Below are 16,405 nucleotides of genomic sequence, written 5' to 3'. Positions count from 1 at the left end.
CGAACGGCCGGCCCCGCGGGCCCCGCCCCGGGCCGCGCCCGGGATCCGTACCGAAACGAGGTTCACCGTCATGACGTCACAGCACACGCATCTGACCCCCGACCTGCCGCCCGTCGTCGAGGTGCCGGATCTCCCCGGCGCGTCGGGGCCGCGCCCGTCCGGCGCCGTGCGGCGGCGCGTGGAGCGGGACGACGCGGGGGACGACGGGAGCGGCGCCGGGTCCCGGTCCGGCGAGCGGGAGCGGAACGGAAAAGAGCGTGGCGCCCATCACGAGGGTGATGGGCGCCACGAGTGCGCGGGGGAGGGTTCCGGCGGCTGACTGTGACCCGCCCCGCGCGGCTTGCGGTCCGGTGTACCGCGGTCCGGGAAGGAAATCAGTCGGCGACGCAGGTGTTGCCGAAGGTGGGGTTCAGCAGGGCGATGATGTCGATCGAGTTCCCGCACAGGTTGATCGGCAGGTGGATCGGCACCTGGATGGCGTTGCCGGAGATGACGCCGGGGGAACCCACGGCCGCCCCACTGGCGTGGGAGTCGGCGGCTGCGACGCCCGAGGCGCCGGAGACGACAGCGCCGGCAGCGGCGGTCATGAGGACTGCCTTGGCGATACGCGACATGGCTGAAGCCTTTCTAAGGGGTGTTGAGCGTCAATTGTGACCGGGGTTTCCGGTGGGGATGCACCAAAATGGGCCGCTGAAGCACTAATTAACCCGTTGAGGGCAATAAGTCAGATGTGATGCACGGGAATTGAGAGGGCGCTCGATACGTGGGAGCATGGCGGGCCGCCGTGGGCGGCCCGCTTTCCGGCGTGGCGGCGCCTTGCGTTCGCCCGGGCGGGTTTGGTATTGGAGCGGAGCTTCCGTACAGTTTCCCGGAAGCCTCAATCGAACGTATGGACTGGAAACAACAGCGGCTATGACGGTCACAGAAGAGAGCCGCGGCGACGCCCGGGGCACGGCCGAAGGGGTGGGCATCGACCCCGAGCGTCTGGCGATCTGCCTGGACGTGCTCAAGGAGCTCGACGAGCTGCCGGTCGACCACCCCGACGCGATCACCGTCCGCCGGGCGACCTCGGGCATCTACCGCACGGTCAAGCAGCGCCGCCGCCAGGAGCGCCGGGCCGCCAAGACCGCCCACGACCGCCAGGTCACCGAGGCCACGGCCACCGGTTCCGCCGACCGCATCGACGACGAGACGCAGGGCATCCTGCCCAGCTCCTCCGTCCTCGGTGAGATAGCGGGCGTCCTGGAGCGTCCGCGCGCCTGCTACATCTGCAAGACCCGCTACATCGAGGTCGACGCCTTCTACCACCAGCTCTGCCGGGAATGCGCGGCCGAGAACCGCGCCCGGCGCGACGCCAGGACCGACCTCACCGGCCGCCGGGCGCTGCTCACCGGCGGACGGGCGAAGATCGGCATGTACATCGCGCTGCGGCTGCTGCGCGACGGCGCGCACACCACCATCACCACCCGGTTCCCGAACGACGCCATCCGCCGCTTCAAGGCCATGCCGGACAGCGACGAGTGGATCCACCGGCTGAAGATCGTCGGCATCGACCTCCGCGACCCCGCGCAGGTCGTGGCGCTCGCCGACAGCGTGGCCGCCGAAGGCCCGCTCGACATCCTGATCAACAACGCGGCCCAGACCGTCCGCCGGTCGCCGCGCGCCTACAGCGAGCTGGTCGCCGCCGAGTCGGCGCCGCTCCCCGCCGGCGCGCTGCCGGCCGCCCAGGTGATCGGCGCGTTCGGCAGCGGCGCCGTGGACGCGGTCGCCGCGCTCCCCACCGGCCGCGGCGAGGGCCTGACCGCGCAGGACGTCACCGACCTGGCGCTGGTCTCCGGCTCCGCCTCGCTCGCCCGGATCGAGGCCGGCACGGCGATCGACGCGGGCGGCCTGGTCCCCGACCTGGACGCCACCAATAGCTGGATCCAGACGGTCTCCGAGGTCGACCCGGTCGAGCTGCTGGAAGTCCAGCTCTGCAATTCGACCGCGCCCTTCATCCTGATCAGCCGGCTGCGCCCGGCGATGGCCGCCTCCACGGCCCGCCGGAAGTACGTCGTCAACGTCTCCGCCATGGAGGGCGTCTTCAGCCGCGGCTACAAGGGCGCGGGCCACCCGCACACCAACATGGCCAAGGCCGCGCTCAACATGCTCACCCGCACCAGCGCGCAGGAGATGCTGGAGGCCGACGGCATCCTCATGACCGCCGTCGACACCGGCTGGATCACGGACGAGCGCCCGCACCCCGACAAGGTGCGACTGGCCGAGGCGGGCTTCCACGCCCCGCTCGACCTGATCGACGGCGCCGCCCGCGTCTACGACCCGATCGTGCGCGGCGAGGAGGGGGAGGACCTGTACGGGTGCTTCCTCAAGGACTACCGGCGCTCCGACTGGTAGGCCGCGTCCGGTTGTGATCGACGGTGATCGGTCGCGACCGGAGTGGACGGACTGGTGGACGGACGAACGGACGGGTCGGTGCGCGAGAGGCGCCCGGCCCGTCCGCGTTCCCGGTCGGTCCGGGGCCGGGTTCGGTGCGGATCCGCCTCCAGGCCGGGGGCCGGGGTCTGCCTTGGCTGAGGTCCGGGTTCGGGCCTGGTCAGGCCCTGGTTCGGGTCCGGGGCCCCAGCCCCGGTTCCGGCCCCGCTTCGGCAGGCGCGCGTACCGGCGTACCCCCGAACCGGCATGTCGGTATGGGGCTACGGCTATGGCCACGGCTATGGCCACGGGGGAGCGGTGGCGGGGGCGTCAGTCGTCCCGGGCTCCCCGGGCGAGCGCCGGAGCGAGCGGGACGGCGGCCCGCAGGGCACGGCCCGGGCGGGCGGGGCCCCACAGCGCCGCGCACGACAGCGCGCCCCAGCCCACGGACACCGCCACCGCGCCGGCCCGGCGTGCCGGGCCCGGCAGGGAACGGCCCAGCAGTACCGCGTCGCCGAAGTCCGAGGCGATGCGCAGCAGCGTCGCCGTCCGCAGGGCGGGGCCCTCGGGGGCGAGCAGCATCGCCAGCCCGGAGGCCGCGTCGCGCCAGGCCAGCGGGGCCAGTGCGATGCGGACCGCGGCCGTGTCGGGGAGGCCCGAGGGGTCGCCGAGCAGCCGGGGGCGGCGGGTCACCGCCAGGCCGTAGACGGCGGTCGTGGCACCGATCAGACGCAGGAGTCCGGTTCGCATGCGGCCAGTCTTCCCCGGCGGCCGCCGTCCGGCACCCGGGCGCGGTGCGACGGTGCGCCGACGTGTCAGGCGGCGCGGACGGTCCGGGCGACGGGGTGCAGGGCCGCGTACTCCAGGGGCGCCGACGGGTCGATGGACACGTCCGGCGGGGCGGGCTCCGCGCCCGCCCGCACCAGCAGGTCGCCGACGGCCGCGATCATCGCGCCGTTGTCGGTGCAGAGCCGCAGCGGCGGGACGCGCAGGTCCACGCCGGCCGCGGCACAGCGTTCCTCGGCCAGGGCGCGCACGCGGGAGTTGGCGGCCACGCCGCCGACCACCACCAGTGTGCCGACGCCGTGTTCGACGCACGCGGCGACGGCCTTGCGGGTGAGGACGTCGGCGATGGCCTCCTGTAGCGAGGCGGCGCCGTCCGCGACGGGCAGCGGTCGGCCGGCGGCCCGGTGCCGCTCGGCCCAGCGGGCGGCGGCGGTCTTGAGGCCGGAGAACGAGAAGGTCCACGGGTCGTCTCGGGGCCCGGTCATCGGGCGGGGGAAGGCGACGGCGCGCGGGTCGCCGTCCCTGGCCGCCCGGTCCACGGCGGGGCCGCCCGGGTAGGGGAGGCCGAAGACCCGCGCGACCTTGTCGAAGCACTCGCCCGCCGCGTCGTCGAGGGTGTCGCCCAGGTGTGTGATGGGATCCCGGGCCAGATCCCGGACCAGCAGCAGCGAGGTGTGGCCGCCGGAGACGATCAGCACCACGCAGGGGTTCGGCAGCGGCCCGTGCTCCAGGGTGTCCGCCGCCACGTGCCCCGCCAGATGGTGCACCCCGTACAGCGGGACCCCGAGCGAGTAGGCCAGGCCCTTCGCCGCGGCCACTCCCACCTGGAGGGCCCCGGAGAGCCCGGGGCCGGTCGTCACGGCGACCGCGCCGACGTCCGCCATCGACAGCCCGGCCTCGGCCAGCGCCCGCAGAACCACGGGCGTGGCGGCGTGCACATGGGCGCGGGCCGCGATCTCCGGGACCACGCCCCCGTACCGCGCGTGCTCGTCCATGCTGGACGCCACCGCGTGGCCCAGCAGCCTCCCGTCCCGGACCAGCCCGGCGCCGGTCTCGTCGCAGGACGACTCGATGCCCAGCACCACCGGTGAACGTCCCACGCCTGTTCCTCCTGCCGATCTGCGGTAGTTGCACATCGTACGCAATAGCGGGCATCGGCTGTGCCGCGCAGGAAGCGGGGCGGCGGCGCGGGCGGGGAGACGTGACCGAGGAGGTGGCGGAGGCAACGGAGGCCCCCGGGGGGCTGGCTGCTTCGCCCGCGCGAGGCGTGCCCCGGCGCCCACGCCGCCGGTCTCGACGGCGCGCCGAAGGCGACGGGACGGGCGGCTAAGCCCCTCCCCGCCCGCTCACCGGCTCCCGGCGGACACCGTGGACCGGTTGCACTCCCGGCTCTCCCTTCAGCGTCCGGGCTCCTCGGCAGGGCCGGTACAGGAGGCGGGCGCGGTCGTCCGAGGGCTCAGTGACCCTCCCTCGACGGAGCGGGGGCGTGGACGCGACGTACCGACGGTCACGCCGCCCGGGCGGGGCGCGTGACGGGCCGCCGGAGAGAAGGTGTCGTACCGAAGGCCCGCAGGGGGCGGGCCCTGCCGTCCGCCGCGCCTCGGTGCCGCGTGCCCGCCCGCGGGGCGGGGAGGCATCCCCGGTGCCGGGTGTACCGGAGTCCTCGCAGGTCAGTAGAGTTCCGTTGCCGCCTGTCCGCCGACCGTCCGAGGTGTCCGTCCGTGCCCCCCGAGTCCCTCACGCCACCCGCCCCCGTCACCGTCGTGGGCATCGGCGCCGACGGCTGGGCCGGGCTCGCGCCCGTCGCCCGGGAGGCGCTGCGGGCGGCCGAGGTGATCGTGGGCGGGGCGCGGCAGCTCGGGCTCGTGCCGGACGAGTGCCCGGGGGAGCGCGTCGCGTGGCCCTCGCCGCTGCGGCCCGCCGTGCCGCGGCTGCTCGCCGAGCACGCCGGGCGCCGGGTGTCCGTGCTGGCCAGCGGCGACCCCATGTTCTTCGGCATCGGCCGGACCCTCGTCGACGAGGTGGGTCCCGATCGGCTGCGGGTGCTGCCGCACCCGTCCTCCGCCTCGTACGCCTGCGCCCGGCTGGGCTGGCCGCTGGACGGCACCGAGGTGGTCAGCCTCGTCGGCCGGCCGCTCGACGCGCTCACCGCCGCCCTCCAGCCCGGCCGCCGGCTGCTGCTGCTCAGCGCCGGCGCCGACACCCCGGCCGAGGTCGCCGCGCTGCTGCGCGAACGCGGTTTCGGGCCGAGCGCGATGACCGTCCTGGAGCAGCTCGGCGGCGACCGCGAAGCCCGCCGCGAGGGCACGGCGGACGCGTGGGAACACCCGGCCGGCGACCCGCTGAACGTCGTCGCCGTCGTCTGCCACCCCGTGCCGGACGCCCTCCGGCTGCCGCTCGTCCCCGGCCTGCCGGACGAAGCGTTCGACCACGACGGGCAGTTGACGAAGCGTCACGTCCGCGCGGCGACCCTCGCCGCCCTCGGGCCCGCCCACGGGGAACTGCTGTGGGACATCGGCGGAGGGTCCGGCTCGATCGGCATCGAGTGGATGCGCGTCCACCGGTCCTGCCGGGCGGTCACCGTCGAGCGCGACCCCGTCCGGGCCGGCCGGATCGCCCGCAACGCGGCCGCCCTCGGCGTCCCCGGGCTGCGCGTCGTCAGCGGCGCCGCGCCCGCGGCGCTCGACGGACTGCCCGCCCCCGACGCCGTGTTCATCGGCGGCGGGCTCACCGCCCCCGGCCTGCTCGACGCCTGCTGGGCGGCGCTGCCCGAGGGCGGACGGCTGGTCGCCAACACCGTCACCCTCGAGTCCGAGGCGCTGCTCGCCGACCGTTACCGGCGGCACGGAGGCGAGCTGGTCCGGCTCGCCGTGGCGCACGCCGTGCCGGTCGGCGGCTTCACCGGGTGGCGGCAGGCGATGCCGGTGACGCAGTGGTCGGTCGTCAAACGGGGCGGCGGAGCCGGGGCGTCAGGCCGCCACGCGGTCGTACCGGCCCAGCAGACTGCCGGAGCCGCGGGGTCCGTGCGAGCTGCGGAATCCGTGCGAGCCGCGGAGTCCGCCGGAGCGGCGGGGTCCGCCGGAGCGGCGGGGTCCGTCGGAGCCGCCGCGTCCGCCCGAGCCGCCGGAGCCGTCGGATCGCCGGGTCCGCTCGAGCCCCAGGAGCCGCTGAAGCCGCAGGATTCGCTCAAGCCGTGAAGCCGTGAAGTCGTAGAAGGAGCCCACCCCGCCATGACCGTCCATTTCATCGGCGCCGGCCCCGGCGCCGCCGACCTCATCACGGTGCGCGGCGCCCGTACGCTAGCCCGGTGCGGCGTCTGCCTCTACGCCGGCAGCCTCGTCCCGCGTGAACTCCTCGCCGACTGCCCGCCCGGCGCCCGGCTCGTCGACACCGCCAAGCTGGACCTGGACGAGATCACCGCCGAGTTCGTCCGCGCCCACGAGGCCGGTCAGGACGTCGCCCGGCTGCACTCCGGCGACCCGTCCGTCTTCAGCGCCGTCGCCGAGCAGATGCGCCGGCTGGACGAGCACGGGATCCCGTACGAGATCGTGCCCGGCGTCCCCGCGTTCGCGGCCGCCGCGGCTTCCCTCGGCCGGGAGCTGACCGTGCCGACCGTCGGCCAGACCGTGATCCTGACGCGCGTCGCCCAGCAGGCCACGCCCATGCCGCCCGGCGAGGACCTGGCCACGCTCGGCCGCAGCGGCGCCCTCCTCGTCCTGCACCTCGCCGCCCGTTACACGGACCGCGTCGTCGCCGAACTGCTGCCGCACTACGGGCCGGACTGCCCCGCCGCGGTCGTCGCCATGGCCAGCCGGCCGGACGAGATCGTGCTGCGGGGGCCGCTCGCCGGCATCGCCGACCAGGTGCGGGCCGCGGGCGTCGTCCGCACCGCGGTCATCCTCGTGGGGCGGACGCTGGGCGCCGAGCAGTTCCCCGACAGCCATCTGTACTCGACGGAGCGCTGCCGCGACGAGGCGGGACGCTCGACGTTCTAGCCCGGCCCTCTAGCCTGCCGTGGCGGCCTCCGCCCGCAGGTCGGCAGCCTCGTGGCCGCCCTTCGCGGCGAGCTGTTCGGCGAGGTCCACGAGTGCGCGGGCGCCCGCCAGTTCCTCGCCCACCCGGGTCTCGCCCGGGTCGGCCGGGTGCCGGGCCGCCCTGCCGCGCGCCCGCACCTCGGTGCCGTCCCGCAGCCGCAGCAGGGCGGCGGCGCGGACGTGCCGTTCGTCCTCGTCGAACTCGACTTCCACATGCCATCCGGCGACGTGCTGCACCGTCCTCACCTCCGCACTCAGCACCCGGCCCGGCGGCCGTACCGGCGAGCCCTCGTCCCACCCAGGCTACGGCGGCCCCCGGGGCGCCGCACCCGCGCCGGACCACGCCCGTCACGCCTGTTGACCCTCACACCGTGTCAGCCGCTTTCCTGAGGGGCGTCATGTTCATCATCGGAGATTTCGCCCGGTACGGACGCGTGTCCGTCCGCATGCTGCGCCACTACGACGCGACGGGGCTGCTGCGTCCCGCCCGCGTCGACCCCGTCACCGGCTACCGCTACTACGAGGCCGGCCAGCTCACCCGCCTCAACCGCGTCATCGCCCTCAAGGAGCTGGGGTTCACCCTCCTGCAGGTCCGGGCGATCGTGGACGAGGAGGTGGGCACCGACGAGCTGCGCGGCATGCTGCGGCTGCGCCGCGCCGAACTGGAAGCCGCCGCCACCGCGGCGGCGGCCCGGCTGGTGCAGGTCGAGGCGAGACTCCGTGGCATCGAGAGCGAGGGAACCATGAGTACCCACGACGTGGTCGTCAAGAGCGTCCCGCCGGTGCGGGTGGCCGAGCTGAGCGCCGTCGCGGCCGGCTACGCGCCCGAGGAGATCGGCCCGGTCGTCAGCCCGCTGTTCGAGGAACTGTGCCGCCGCCTGGCGGAGGCCGGGGTCACCCCGGCGGGCCCGTCCATCGCCTACTACGAGGACGACCCCGCCGGCTCGGGCGGCATCCTCGTCCACGCGGCCTTGCCCGTCGGCTCCGGCGTCACGGCCACCGGGTTCGACACCGTCGACCTCCCCGGCATCGAGACCGCCGCCACCGTCGTCCACCGCGGCCCGATGGACGACGTCCTCCCGACGGCCCAGGCACTCGCCCGCTGGATCGACACCAACGGTTACCGGTCGGCGGGGTACGCGCGGGAGCTCTACCTGGAGTGCCCGGAGGACCGTTCCCGGTGGGTGACGGAACTGCAGGAGCCGGTGCGCAAGGCGTAGGGCAGGGGCTCGGCCCACGGGGTCGGGCCCCCGCCCGGGGCCCGGCTTCCGTCCTGTGGGGCCGCCCGCGCACCGCCGTCCGGCGGAGCGCGGGCGGCCCCGTACCGCGCTCGCGCGGACCGGGATCCCGCGCGGAGACGGGCGTTCGCGGCCGACCGTCAAATGACTGATGTGCGCCTGGGCGCGGATCGGCGAGAGTCGGGGGCGCCGGGTGTTCCCGGTGGTGGACGCGGGGAACCAAGCCCCCGCGTGCTTGTCGGATATACGGATACGAGGAGTGCCGGGATGGCAACCAGTCAGCGTCCTGCGGTGAAGTGGAAGTCGGTTGTGGTCGCCGCGGCCGCGGCCCTTGCGGTCACCGGGGGTGTCGTCGCGCCGGCCGGCGCCGCGCCCGGACAGGGAGCGGCGGCGGACCGCCTGAGCGCCGGAAACCAGAGCCGGTACAGCGACGTGCGGCTCGGAGATCCGGCCCGGCCCCGTGACCACCCGGCCGGCCGTCCGCTGATCAAGCACTACTGGATCGCCAACCTCGGGTACGCCGCCGTGACCGCCCTGAACCAGCGGACCCGCTACGCCTGGCAGCGCAACTACAAGGACTGGACGGTCGCCATCGTCGGCAACAACATCCAGGGCAAGGAAGTCACCGTCTACACCAAGATCACCAACTTGATCTACGGTGAAGGCGGCGTCATCGGTGCCCGGACCGCGCCGACTTCACAGGTGGCGGTGGCCCACAACACCATCGTGGCCCAGGGGAACGTCAACATCATCACGGAGATCGTGAACGTCCACGTCGTCAGTCCCAAGTGGGAAGACGTCTACAACGCCGACTGCCGCGCCCAGGAGGACCTCCGTAACGCGGTGAAGGCACAGCTCGCCTGCACGATGGGCTGAGCCGCGGCCGGACGGCACAAGGGCGCCGAAGGGCATCGGGAAGGCAGCGCGCAACCGGAACGGCCGGTCGGTCCCAGCACCGACCGGCCGTTCGCGTCGCCTGATCCACGCCCCGACGCGGCATCGTTTCCGCCCTGACGCGATGCCCTCTTTCCCTCTGCGGCACTCAGCGTCACATCCGTCATCGGCCACCCCGTAGGCCGCACGTGCCCCACCGGCCGACGGCACCCCTCAACTTCTTCTCCCCCCGCCGAACATTCCGCAGGACGACGGCCTCGGCGAACCTCACGGTGCACCGGGCTGGCATGCTACGGCGTGTACATGAGGATCTCCGTGCGGCCGTCCGGAACACACCGGGCGGTCGCACGCGAACGTGGGGGAAGCATGGAACCGGCGGAAACGCCCTTGATCGGCCGAGGGCGCGAGCTGGCCCTGCTGTCGGCGTTCGTGACCGCGCCCGGGGGGCGGGCCCTGGTGCTGCGCGGTGAGGCGGGTGTGGGCAAGAGCGCGTTGGTCGACCGCGCGGCACGGTCGGCGGCCCGGGCGAACCACGTACTGGTCCGGGCCACCGGGGTGGAGGCCGAACAGGAGCTGCCGTTCGCCGGGCTGCACCAGTGCCTCTACCCCCTGCTCGGCCGCACCGCCCGACTGGACAAGCGGCAACGCGCCGTACTGGACGTGGTGTTCGGCGGTGGCATGGGCGATCCGCCGTCCGTGATGGCCCTCGGCATCGCCGTGCTGGACCTGCTGTCGTCGGCCGCCGCCGAACGGCCGTTGACGCTGCTGGTCGACGACGGGCAGTGGCTGGACGACGCCAGCGCCGAGGTGTGCGGTTTCGTGGCGCGCAGGCTGGCGGCCGTGCCGGTGAAGATGCTGATCGCCCTGCGGGCCGAGGCGCGTTCCGCCTTCGACCACGCCCGGCTCGCCGAGCTGCCCGTCGCGGCCCTGTCGGAGGAGGACGCCGGACGCCTCCTGGCGCTGCGCCACCCCCGTCTCGACGAGCGCGTCCGGCGCGCCGTCCTCGACCACGCCCAGGGCAACCCGCTCGCCCTCCAGGAACTGCCGCCCCACCTGGCCGCGCCGCACCCGGCCGGTGACCCGCTCGCCGTCCCCGGGGTGCCGCTGCCCCGACGCCTCCAACAGCTCTACAGCACGCGAATAGAGCGCCTGGCCCCCGCCGTCCGGGCGGAACTGCTGCGCGGCGCCCTGGACGGCGCCGCCGCCGGCCGGCTCCGGGGGCGCGTGCACGCCACGCGGTACCGGATGCGCGAGGTCGAACCGGCCGTCGCGTCGGGCTTGCTCGACATCGACACGGCCACGGGCGACTTCGTCTTCCGGCATCCGCTGGTCCGCTCCGCCGTCATCCAACTGGCGACGCCCGACCAGCGGCGGGCCGCCCACGCCGAACTGTCCCGGGTGCACCGCGCCGACGCCGAGCGGCACGCGGGCCATCTGGCCGCCTCGGTCGTCGACCCGGACGAGACGGTGGCCGCGGTGCTGGAAGCGGCGGCCGACTCCGCGACGCGGCGTGGCGGCGCGGCGGCCGCCGTGGCCTGGCTGACGCGCGCCGCGGAACTGAGCGAGCGGCCCGCGGACCGCTCCCGGCGGCTCGGCGACGCGGCCTACCTCGCCGGCCAGGCCGCGCTGCTGGACGAGGCGCAACGGCTGCTCCACCGCTCGGACCCGGAGCCCGGTACGGCCGGTTCCCTGGCCGCCGTCCTCACCTCGGCCCATGCGGACTTCGTCCGGGCGGGAGCGGTCCGGCCCGCCTTCCAGCGGCTGGCGGCGGCGATCGAACGGTGGCCGGAGGACGCGGCGCGGGCCGATGGCGGGACCCTGGCCCGGGCGGCCGACGCGCTGGTCACCATGGCCCACTACGCGGGCGACCCCGCCCTGTGGCAGCGCGCCGAGCGCATCCTCGACTCGCTCGGCGACCGGGTCCACCCGCTGACGGCGCTGTACCGGGACGCGAGCGCCGTGGCACGCGACGGCGCGGGACTGCGCGGGCGCCTGGAGCAGGCGTTCGCCGCCGAGGCGCACCTCGCGCCGTGGGACCTGGCCCGGCTGGGCGTCTGCGCCTCCCACGTCGACGTGCTGAGCCAGTACCGCGCACAACTGCGGCGCGCCGTCGAACGGGAGCAGGAGGCCGGCGCCGTGTCGAGCGTGATGATCATGCTGCGGATGCTGATGCTGGACCAGATGTACTCCGGCGAGTGGGACGCGGCGGAGCGGACCGGGCACCAGGCGCTGGAACTGTCCACCGCGCACGGCCACGTCCTCCTCGCGTACCACACCCGGGCCGTACTGGGGCAGTTGGCGGCCCGGCAGGGGCGGCTCGGCACCGCGCGGGAGCTGCAGTCGGCCGTGGACGCCTGGGCCCGCCCGCGCGGTGTCGGCCTCCTCACCCAGATCACGGAGGCGATCGCCACCGGAGTGGCGCTCACCGAAGGGAACTTCGAGGAGGCGTACCTCTACGCCATCGGGATGACGCCGCCGGGCAGCTTCGACCGGCACGCCCACCAGATCGCCCCGCGCGCCCTGCTCGAACTGGTGGAGGCCGCGCTGTACAGCGGCCGCCGCGAGCAGGCACGGCGGCACGCCCTGGCGGCGTGCGAGGCGGGCCTGCCGGAGGCGTCCCCGCGACTGGCTCTCTCCGCCTACGGCGCCCTGGCGATGACGGCGGACGACCTGGCGGAGGCGACGACGATGTACGCGCGCGTCGAGGCCTACCCGGCGGCCGGCGACTTCCCCTTCGAACTGGCGCGCATCCGCCTGGCCTACGGCTTCACCCTGCGGCGGCTGAAGCAACCGCGCGCGGCCCGGCAGGCCCTGGCGCCGGCCGCCGAGGCCTTCGACCGCCTCGGCTGCACGGCGTGGGCGGACCGGGCCCGCGCCGAACTACGGCTCGCGGGCCGGCCCCCGGCCCCGTCGGGCCCGGACGCCCCGGCCCTGACCTGGCAGGAACGCCGCATCGCCGAGCTCGCCGCGACCGGGCTGACGAACAAGGAGATCGGCGAGCGGACCCGGCTGTCCCCACGGACCGTCAGCTCCCACCTCTACCGGGTCTTCCCCAAGCTCGGCATCACCTCCCGCGCCGCCCTGCGCGACGCACTGAGCAACCACGCCGGCGAGGGGTGAGGCGCCGCCGCGGCCGGTGTGGCCACATGCGCGGTCTGGCCGGCGACCGGGACGCCGTCGAACCCGTCGAGAGGCCGTGAGCCGCACGAAGCCGCCCTACGTCGCCCCGCCGGAGCGGGCCCACCCCTGCCCCGGCCCCCTGGGCTCGGCGCGGCCGACGATCGTGCCCGCCCGGTCGATGCACAGGACGTCGACCGTGACGGGTGCGCCGCGCAGCACGGCCAGGGCCTCGTCGCGGGCCCTCGCCGCCACCGCGTCGCCCAGGGGGACGCCGCGCGCGGCGCAGCGCTGGAGGGCGTCCAGGCCGGTGTTGGCGGAGGCGACGTCGGCGGCCAGGAGCTCGTCGGCCCCGGCGTGGCGGGCCAGGTCCGCGAGGAAGTCCTTGTCCACCTGGGAGCGGGACGAGTGGAGGTCAAGGTGGCCGGCCGCGAGTTTGGAGAGCTTGGCGAAGCCGCCGGCGATGGTGAGGCGGTCCACCGGGTGGCGGCGGATGTACTTGAGTACCGCGCCCGCGAAGTCGCCCATGTCGAGCAGGGCGTCCTCGGGCAGCCCGTGCACGGCCACCGCGACCTTCTCGGACGTCGAGCCCGTACAGCCGGCGACGTGCCGGCGGCCCGCCGCGCGGGCCACGTCGACACCGCGGCGGATGCTGTCGATCCAGGCGGAACACGAGTACGGCACGACGACGCCGGTGGTGCCGAGGATGGACAGGCCGCCGAGGATGCCCAGCCGGGGGTTCCAGGTGGAACGGGCGATCTCCTCGCCGTGGTCGACCGAGACCTCGATCTCCACGTCGCCCGTCCCGCCGTGCCGGGCCGCGACCTCGGCCACGTGCTCGGTCATCAGCCGGCGCGGCACCGGGTTGATCGCGGGTTCGCCCACCGGCAGCGGAAGCCCCGGACGGGTGACCGTGCCGACGCCCGGGCCGGCCCGGAAGACCACGCCGGAGCCGGGCGGCAGCAGCCGCACGGTGGCGCGGACCAGGGCGCCGTGGGTGACGTCCGGGTCGTCCCCCGCGTCCTTGACGATCGCGGCCATCGCGTGCCCGGCGGCCAGCTCCTCCGCCGCGAGGGCGAAGGCCGGGGTCTGTCCCTTGGGCAGGGTGATCGTCACCGGGTCGGGGAAGTCCCCGGTGAGCAGGGCGGTGTACGCGGCCGTGGTGGCGGCCGTCGCGCAGGCGCCCGTCGTCCAGCCGGACCGCAGCCCGGTGTGCGCGAGCTGCGCGGCACGGCCGCCCGTGGCACCGCTCCCCGGCCCCTTCGCCGTCGCGTCGGCGGGCCCGCCCGGCGTGGTGTCAGCCACGTCGGCCACCGGCCTTAGGGTGGGCGTCCGGCCCCACGAGGGGAACGGACGTATGAGACGTATGAGACGTGTGAACGGAAAGGCGGCTGGTGAGCGTGAGCGCCGAGCGCCACATCCTGATCCTGGGCGGCACGACGGAGGCCCGCCGGCTCGCCGCCGCGCTGGCCGGCACGCCGGCCCTGCGGGTCACCAGCTCGCTCGCCGGACGCGTCGCCGCACCGCGACTGCCGGCGGGGCAGGTGCGGATCGGCGGTTTCGGAGGCCCGGAGGGGCTGGCCCGGTGGCTGCGCGAGCAGCACGTCGACGCGCTCATCGACGCCACGCATCCTTTCGCCGACACGATCAGTTCCAACGCGGCGAAGGCCGCCGCGGAGACCCGGGTACCCCTGCTGGCCGTCCGCCGCCCCAACTGGACGGCGGGTCCGGGTGACGACTGGCGTCCGGTCGGGTCGCCGGCCGAAGCGGCGGAGGCGCTGCCCGGCCTGGGGAACCGGGTCTTCCTGACCACGGGCAGGATGGGACTCGCCGCCTTCGCGCACCTAGAGAATATGTGGTTTCTGGTGCGCTCGGTCGACGCCCCCTCGCCACCGATGCCGCCCCGTGCCGAAATCCTGCTGGCCCGGGGACCGTTCACGGTCGAGGGTGAGCGCGAACTGCTGCGCCGGCACCGCATCGACGTCCTGGTGACCAAGGACAGCGGTGCCGCGGCGACGGCGGCGAAACTGGCCGCCGCCCGCGACGCGGGCATCCCCGTCGTCATGGTCCGGCGCCCGCCCTGCCCGCCGGGCGTCCCCGCGGTGGGCACGCCGGAGGAGGCGGCGGCGTGGGTGGGGCGGACGCTGGGCTGAGCGGACGGCCGGTGGGCGGGCGGCCGGCGGGTGGATGCGCCGGGCGTACGCCCTGGACGGCGGGTCGGCCTGCCGCCGGTGACGCGGTTCGGGCGGCGCCGTCCGGAATCGCCCCGGACGTGCTGTGAGCCCGTAACTCCGCCTGACTTGGCATCCGTTGAGGGCGCGGGGGTGAACGCGGCGCCGATGAGCCGCCCTCCGGACCGCACCCGCCCGGCGTCCCCCGCCCCGTCCGCGTTCAACTGCGCATCCGGGCCCGCGCCCGGGTGCGGCAGGCTGTCCCCGAAACGTTCCGAGTACGTCCCGCAAGCGTCCCGGGGCCGGCCCCCGGGTGCCCGGCTCCAGGGAGTGTCGCGACGGTGCCCACGGATCTCGCCGAATTCCACCGCTGGTTCGAGGAACGCCGCGCCGCGCACGCCTACCGGGTGACCCGGGTGCCCCTGACGAAGCTCGACGGCTGGAGCACCGACCCGGAGACCGGCGACCTGCGGCACCGCAGCGGACGCTTCTTCGGGGTCCACGGGCTGGACGTCCGCGTGCCCGGACGCGAGGTGGACCACTGGCGGCAACCCATCATCGACCAGCCGGAACACGGTGTGCTCGGCATCCTCGTCCGGGACTTCGACGGCGTCCCGCACTGCCTGCTCCAGGCCAAGATGGAGCCCGGCAACGTCAACGCCCTCCAGTTGTCGCCCACCGTGCAGGCCACTCGCAGCAACTACACGCGGGTCCACCAAGGCCGCGCGGTGCCGTACCTCGACCTGTTCACCACGCTGGGCCGCGGCCGGCCGCTCGCCGACGCGCTGCAGAGCGAGCAGGGCGCCTGGTTCCTCGCCAAGCGCAACCGCAACATCGTCGTCCGGACCGACGAGGACGTACCGGTCCTGAACGGCTTCCGCTGGTTCGGCATGGAGGAGATCGGCCGGCTGCTCGCCGTGGACGACCTGGTCAACATGGACACCCGGACCGTGCTCTCGCACCTGGCCGCCGGTGCCCCGCCCGCCGCCGCCCGCTTTCACGGACGCTCCCTGCACACCCTTCCCGAACTGCTCAACTGGCTCACCCACCACAGGACGGCCGAACCCACCGTCCGCCGCCGCATACCGCTGCGCGAGACGACCGGCTGGCGGGTGACCGACGACGAGGTGCGCCACGAGGAGGGCCGCTACTTCCGGATCATCGGCGTCGACGTCCGGGCGGGCAACCGGGAGGTGACCGCCTGGTCGCAGCCGTTGCTGGCCCCCTGCGGCCAGGGCGTCGTCGCCTTCCTGGTGCGTGACATCGGTGGGACCCCGCACGTCCTGGTGCGGGCCCGCGCGGAGGCCGGCACCCTGGACACCGCCGAGATCGGGCCCACCGTGCAGTGCGTCCCCGCCAACCACGCCCACCTGCCCGCCGACCGGCGACCACGCCACCTCGACACCGTCCTCGCCGCCGCCTCCGGGTCGCCCGGCCGGATCCTGTTCGACGTGGTGCACTCCGAGGAGGGCGGCCGCTTCCACCACGCCCGCAACCGCTACCTGGCCGTACGGGTCGCCGACGACGTCCCCTTGGACGAAGGAACCGGCTTCCGCTGGGCGACCTGCGGCCAGCTCGCCGTCCTCAACGACTACGGCGGCCTCCTCAACGTGGAGGCCCGCACGCTGCTCGCCTGCATGGGGTTCATCCCGTAAGGGCCGTCAGTGACGAGTGGCGGTCGGCAGGGGCCGGGGCAGGGGCGGGCCCTTGGGGGCAGTCCCTGCGGACCCGCCCCCGGGCCCGCCCCTGCGGG

General features: G+C 75.0%; 14 protein-coding genes. 9 read left to right on the top strand and 5 right to left on the bottom strand.

What is annotated here, in order from left to right; translation table 11 throughout:
- The first annotated feature begins 70 nt into the window (after positions 1-70).
- On the top strand, positions 71-319 hold the full coding sequence (locus tag ACZ6X9_RS07850) for a hypothetical protein (RefSeq protein WP_469777054.1): 249 nt from the start codon (positions 71-73) through the stop codon (positions 317-319).
- A gap of 55 nt (positions 320-374) precedes the next feature.
- On the opposite strand, the gene ACZ6X9_RS07845 is transcribed toward ACZ6X9_RS07850, so the two are convergent.
- Positions 375-614 carry a chaplin gene (locus ACZ6X9_RS07845; RefSeq protein WP_469777053.1) on the bottom strand — a complete coding sequence of 80 codons (240 nt, stop codon included), beginning with the start codon at positions 612-614 and terminating at the stop codon, positions 375-377.
- A gap of 298 nt (positions 615-912) precedes the next feature.
- Here ACZ6X9_RS07845 and ACZ6X9_RS07840 point away from each other — a divergent pair, with 298 nt between their 5' ends.
- Positions 913-2,394: an SDR family NAD(P)-dependent oxidoreductase gene (locus ACZ6X9_RS07840; protein ID WP_469777052.1), complete on the top strand. Its 1,482-nt coding sequence runs from the start codon at positions 913-915 to the stop codon at positions 2,392-2,394.
- Between the two features lie 348 nt (positions 2,395-2,742).
- Here the strand turns inward: ACZ6X9_RS07840 and ACZ6X9_RS07835 are convergent, their stop codons facing one another.
- Positions 2,743-3,162 carry a hypothetical protein gene (locus ACZ6X9_RS07835; RefSeq protein ID WP_469777051.1) on the bottom strand — a complete coding sequence of 140 codons (420 nt, stop codon included), beginning with the start codon at positions 3,160-3,162 and terminating at the stop codon, positions 2,743-2,745.
- A 65-nt stretch (positions 3,163-3,227) separates the two neighbouring features.
- A complete protein-coding gene (gene tsaD / locus ACZ6X9_RS07830) occupies positions 3,228-4,283 on the bottom strand; it encodes a tRNA (adenosine(37)-N6)-threonylcarbamoyltransferase complex transferase subunit TsaD (RefSeq protein ID WP_469777647.1) in 1,056 nt (351 codons plus the stop codon).
- Between the two features lie 636 nt (positions 4,284-4,919).
- Here tsaD and cbiE point away from each other — a divergent pair.
- The gene (gene cbiE / locus ACZ6X9_RS07825; protein WP_469777050.1) at positions 4,920-6,395 is read left to right on the top strand and encodes a precorrin-6y C5,15-methyltransferase (decarboxylating) subunit CbiE; all 1,476 of its coding nucleotides are present in this window, start codon (positions 4,920-4,922) and stop codon (positions 6,393-6,395) included.
- Positions 6,396-6,428: 33 nt separating this feature from the next.
- A complete protein-coding gene (gene cobM, locus ACZ6X9_RS07820) occupies positions 6,429-7,193 on the top strand; it encodes a precorrin-4 C(11)-methyltransferase (protein ID WP_469777049.1) in 765 nt (254 codons plus the stop codon).
- 9 nt (positions 7,194-7,202) lie between these two features.
- Here the strand turns inward: cobM and ACZ6X9_RS07815 are convergent, their stop codons facing one another.
- Complete coding sequence (locus ACZ6X9_RS07815; protein WP_469777048.1) at positions 7,203-7,469, bottom strand: dsRBD fold-containing protein; 267 nt, start codon at positions 7,467-7,469, stop codon at positions 7,203-7,205.
- Positions 7,470-7,630: 161 nt separating this feature from the next.
- On the opposite strand from ACZ6X9_RS07815, the gene ACZ6X9_RS07810 reads away from it, so the two are divergent.
- The 3 genes from ACZ6X9_RS07810 (at position 7,631) to ACZ6X9_RS07800 (ending at position 12,484) form a co-directional block, all read left to right on the top strand.
- Positions 7,631-8,452, top strand: coding sequence for a MerR family transcriptional regulator (locus ACZ6X9_RS07810; protein ID WP_469777646.1), 822 nt, complete (start codon positions 7,631-7,633; stop codon positions 8,450-8,452).
- Between the two features lie 285 nt (positions 8,453-8,737).
- The gene (locus ACZ6X9_RS07805; protein WP_469777047.1) at positions 8,738-9,346 is read left to right on the top strand and encodes a hypothetical protein; all 609 of its coding nucleotides are present in this window, start codon (positions 8,738-8,740) and stop codon (positions 9,344-9,346) included.
- Between the two features lie 384 nt (positions 9,347-9,730).
- Positions 9,731-12,484, top strand: coding sequence for an AAA family ATPase (locus tag ACZ6X9_RS07800; protein ID WP_469777046.1), 2,754 nt, complete (start codon positions 9,731-9,733; stop codon positions 12,482-12,484).
- Between the two features lie 96 nt (positions 12,485-12,580).
- On the opposite strand, the gene ACZ6X9_RS07795 is transcribed toward ACZ6X9_RS07800, so the two are convergent.
- On the bottom strand, positions 12,581-13,786 hold the full coding sequence (locus ACZ6X9_RS07795; RefSeq protein WP_469777645.1) for a cobalt-precorrin-5B (C(1))-methyltransferase: 1,206 nt from the start codon (positions 13,784-13,786) through the stop codon (positions 12,581-12,583).
- 89 nt (positions 13,787-13,875) lie between these two features.
- Here ACZ6X9_RS07795 and ACZ6X9_RS07790 point away from each other — a divergent pair, with 89 nt between their 5' ends.
- Positions 13,876-14,634 (top strand): cobalt-precorrin-6A reductase, encoded by a 759-nt coding sequence (locus ACZ6X9_RS07790; RefSeq protein WP_469777045.1) that lies wholly within the window; start codon positions 13,876-13,878, stop codon positions 14,632-14,634.
- A gap of 359 nt (positions 14,635-14,993) precedes the next feature.
- Positions 14,994-16,307, top strand: coding sequence for an NDP-hexose 2,3-dehydratase family protein (locus tag ACZ6X9_RS07785; RefSeq protein ID WP_469777044.1), 1,314 nt, complete (start codon positions 14,994-14,996; stop codon positions 16,305-16,307).
- The last annotated feature ends 98 nt before the right edge of the window (positions 16,308-16,405 follow it).

This window comes from Streptomyces sp. NPDC052910 (assembly GCF_055585605.1).
The sequence above is the reverse complement of the archived record's forward strand: the minus strand, read 5'-3'. Positions and strand labels throughout refer to the sequence as shown.

What these genes read in the sequence shown, in the direction of transcription:
- ACZ6X9_RS07810 (WP_469777646.1), top strand. Translation starts at nt 7,631, where the DNA reads ATGTTCATCATCGGAGATTTCGCCCGGTACGGACGCGTGTCCGTCCGC.
- ACZ6X9_RS07840 (WP_469777052.1), top strand. Translation starts at nt 913, where the DNA reads ATGACGGTCACAGAAGAGAGCCGCGGCGACGCCCGGGGCACGGCCGAA.
- ACZ6X9_RS07850 (WP_469777054.1), top strand. Translation starts at nt 71, where the DNA reads ATGACGTCACAGCACACGCATCTGACCCCCGACCTGCCGCCCGTCGTC.
- ACZ6X9_RS07800 (WP_469777046.1), top strand. Translation starts at nt 9,731, where the DNA reads ATGGAACCGGCGGAAACGCCCTTGATCGGCCGAGGGCGCGAGCTGGCC.
- ACZ6X9_RS07845 (WP_469777053.1), bottom strand. Translation starts at nt 614, where the DNA reads ATGTCGCGTATCGCCAAGGCAGTCCTCATGACCGCCGCTGCCGGCGCT.
- ACZ6X9_RS07805 (WP_469777047.1), top strand. Translation starts at nt 8,738, where the DNA reads ATGGCAACCAGTCAGCGTCCTGCGGTGAAGTGGAAGTCGGTTGTGGTC.
- ACZ6X9_RS07835 (WP_469777051.1), bottom strand. Translation starts at nt 3,162, where the DNA reads ATGCGAACCGGACTCCTGCGTCTGATCGGTGCCACGACCGCCGTCTAC.
- cobM (WP_469777049.1), top strand. Translation starts at nt 6,429, where the DNA reads ATGACCGTCCATTTCATCGGCGCCGGCCCCGGCGCCGCCGACCTCATC.